This window comes from Paenibacillus antibioticophila (assembly GCF_000455265.1).
GTDB classification, from domain to species: domain Bacteria; phylum Bacillota; class Bacilli; order Paenibacillales; family Paenibacillaceae; genus Fontibacillus; species Fontibacillus antibioticophila.
In genome coordinates, this window is record NZ_HG005140.1 from 105,303 (window position 1) to 108,750 (window position 3,448).

The 3,448-nt window shown below is 51.9% G+C and carries 5 protein-coding genes; all 5 read right to left on the reverse strand.

What is annotated here, in order from left to right; genetic code table 11:
- Positions 1-331 (reverse strand): hypothetical protein (locus tag TX85_RS14380; RefSeq protein ID WP_044480206.1); only part of this gene is annotated, 331 nt, incomplete at its 3' end.
- 102 nt (positions 332-433) lie between these two features.
- Entirely contained in the window at positions 434-610 is a 177-nt protein-coding gene (locus tag TX85_RS27045; protein WP_187375162.1) for a hypothetical protein, read from the reverse strand.
- A 43-nt stretch (positions 611-653) separates the two neighbouring features.
- Positions 654-1,004, reverse strand: coding sequence for a hypothetical protein (locus TX85_RS14385; RefSeq protein WP_044480207.1), 351 nt, complete (start codon positions 1,002-1,004; stop codon positions 654-656).
- 90 nt (positions 1,005-1,094) lie between these two features.
- A complete protein-coding gene (locus TX85_RS14390; RefSeq protein ID WP_044480209.1) occupies positions 1,095-2,585 on the reverse strand; it encodes an MDR family MFS transporter in 1,491 nt (496 codons plus the stop codon).
- An 87-nt stretch (positions 2,586-2,672) separates the two neighbouring features.
- A partial coding sequence (locus TX85_RS14395; protein ID WP_158297332.1) for an ABC transporter ATP-binding protein occupies positions 2,673-3,448 on the reverse strand: 776 nt, incomplete at its 5' end.

The window sequence follows — 3,448 nt, forward strand, 5'->3', positions numbered from 1 at the left end:
ATCTTGACAGAGGTCCATTCTGCACTATAATCTTCGCACCAGCACTCACTCCAGCAATTTTAATGACTTTCTGCACTATAATCGTCGCACCAGCACTCACTCCAGCAATTTTAATGACTTTCTGCACTATAATCGTCGCACCAGCACTTACTCCAGCAATTTTAATGACTTTCTGCACTATAATCGTCGCATGAGCACTCACTCCAGCAATTTTAATGACTTTCTGCACTATAATCGTCGCATGAGCACTCACTCCAGCAATTTTAATGACTTTCTGCACTATAATCGTCGCATGAGCACTCACTCCAGCAATTTTAATGACTTTCTGCACTATAATCGTCGCACCAGCACTCGCACACCGTGCAAGTCCCGCAAAAAAGGGTGCCCCTAATCATCTACGATGATTTCAGGGACACCCCATGATTAAGATAAATCAATGAGACGGATCCATATCTACCTTGTGCTGGTGATTATGGTTATCTCTTCTGCGCCGGTCATTTACATCCTGCTGACGCTGCTGCGCATCCAGGCTGTTCACCGGCGCATCCTCCAGATCGTGCACAACACCAGCCAGATTTTTATCCGGCCTGTTACCACTCGTCTTAGCCACTATCCATCCTCCTCATAAGATGAATCTGCAAATATACTGCCGATTAGGAAGGCTTGGTGATCTTGTGCAGCGCTTGGGCACATTCATGCAAATGCCGGACATAGTCTCCGGTCATCTCCTGAATCTTCTCGCTCTGCTCATTGACTGTCACGCCATCCCGTTCAACATCCACCAGCTCTACTTTAACCTCTCGCTCATCCATATAAGCGCATTGAAAATCAAAGGAGTAAAACTGCCGGCCTGCCGCATCGATATGAATACGGAGCGCCTGCGGATTGCCTTGATCCGGTTCCACCTGGAAGGAGTCGCCGGGATTCAGATATTCCGGCAGCTGCTGCTGCCAGGCATGAACGAGCGTGCTTTGATCGAGATTTAAATCTGCTTCTTGATTCAAGATAACACCTCCCCTTTCCCATTATGGTGCGGAGGACGATGTTATTTTATACTACTCCTCGGCAAAGGCGTGCCTTGTCTAGCTACATGTCTAGATTTCCTCTGGTTCCGGGGCCTTGCTCCGCAAACCAAATGCAGTTAGAAGACCTGCCACCGCTACGACAGCCATTACAATGAACAAAAAGCCCAAGCTGCCGCTCAGCGTATGCTTGAGCTGTTCCCATAGCTCTTGCGGAAGCAGATGCACCTTCTCCGGAGACAACAGATTATTAATGTCATTCTGGGTAATCGGATCCGCCCCCGCCGCAGGCTCAGGCAGACGGGAGGTGATACCCAGATTAATAAGCATACCGAACACCGTTACCGCGATAGTCTGCCCGATAGACTTCACGAACGAGTTCAGCGCCGTGGAAGCCCCGCGCAAATGGTAATGCACCGATGACTGGGCAATAATCGTAAATACGGCGAATGAAAAACCGAAGCCAATGCCATAAAGCGCATTGAAGAGCATCAGTAAATAAATCGAGGTGTGCTCGTTCATAAACGCCATACCAAACGCAGCTAAAGCGATTATGGCCATGCCGACGAGTGAGGTAAGCCGCGAGCCGCGCGAAATGATCCACCGGGCCCCAAGCACCGATCCCAGCATCCAGCTCAGCGACATCGGTGCAAGCACAAGACCGGATATGGTTGCATTTTTGCCGAGAACACCTTGAACCCATAAGGGCAAATATGAAGTCAGCCCAATTAGCAATGCACTGGCCAGCAGGCTGGCAAGGTTGGAATAGGCGATGTCTCGAATCCGGAACAATTTCAGAGGAACCATCGGCTCCTCAGCCTTACGTTCCACGATAAAGAACAGCACCAGCGAAATCAGTGCAACAGTGAATATACCAATCAACAGCGGCGAATTCCAGGCTAGTTGCTGGCCGCCCGTCGCCAGGCCGAAGAGCAGTGCGGTTACACCCACAGTAAAGGTTATGGCGCCAGGAATGTCGATATTCACTTTGCGCTTCTCTACACGCTCGGTAAAATGCTTCATTATAAATAGAAGTGACAGCAATCCGAACGGAACATTGAACCCGAACACCCACCGCCAGTTAAGCGAATCCACGAAATACCCGCCAAGCAAGGGTCCTACAAGCGAGGATATCCCCCATACCGAACTGATCCAGCCCTGAACCTTGGCCCGTTCCTCAATCGAGTAGATATCCCCGATAATCGTGAACGTTACCGGTGTCAATGCGCCTGCTCCGATCCCCTGCACAGCCCGGAACAAAATCAACTGTTCCATGCCCTGCGACAGACCGGATAACAGCGATCCGGCAAGGAATAATACCGAGCCAATTATAAATACCGGCTTTCTTCCATATAAGTCACTGATCTTCCCAAATATCGGCGTGGCTACGGCCATGGTCAGCAGGTAGGCTGTGAAAACCCAGCTTAACAGCTCCACACCGCCGAGGTCACCCACAATTCTAGGTCCGGCCGGCCCAATAACCGTGCCCTCAATCGCAGCTAAAAAAGTGGATAATAGTAGGCCGATTAAGATGTACTTTCTTTGTAATCCTGAATATTTCATGCTATTAACTTCCTTCCCGTGCACTCCAGCTCAAAGTAATTATTATAGCGAATGCGGATAGAATTGGGAAGTATAAAGCATACAGGATCAAGTACGCTTAAGCCGACCGTTGTCCAAATGCCACCTTACTGTGCATTCTCCTGCAAAAAACTCGGGCTCATGGGTAATCATCAGGATCGAGGCGCCTTCCTGGACAACTCTTATGCATAAGGCAGACAGCCTGCCCGCTCCAAGATAGTCCGCTCCGGCTGTGGGCTCGTCAAGGATGATTAATTTCTTGCCCGTCATGAAGACAGAGGCCGCACTGAGCAGACGCTTCTTTCCGCCGCTTAACAGGTAAGGAGAAGCATCCTGCTCCAAATGCAGCCCAAGCAGTTGAAGCACCTCCTCCGCCTGCTGCATGACCTGCTCCGGCAGATCATCCTTTGCCCGGAGACGCAATTGACAGCGCGGCCCGTACAGCAGTTCCTCCATGACGTTTGCTGTAACAAACTGCAGCTCCGGCTGCTGGAACACATAGCCGATCTCCTCGGCAAGCTCGTACAAGGATATCCCTGCAATATCCCGCCCCTGCCAAAAGATGCTGCCCGCCGGCAGCGGGAGCAGGCCCAGCAATAGACGGGACAGGGTTGTCTTGCCGGAGCCGTTATCGCCGGTAAGCAGATGCCACTCCCCGGGCTGGAGCTTCAGCGAGACGTCTTCCAGTACGGCCGGAGTATTACGGCCGTACTGGAAGGTTAAGCCGCTGATCTCCAGCAGCGGCGCAGCGGGCGGCTCACTATTGGGGGGGCCGCCGCCAGTGGCGCGGACGCGCTGCTCCGCAGGGAGCAGGCCGAGCTGCCTCAGCAGCGGCCGCTCTTCGC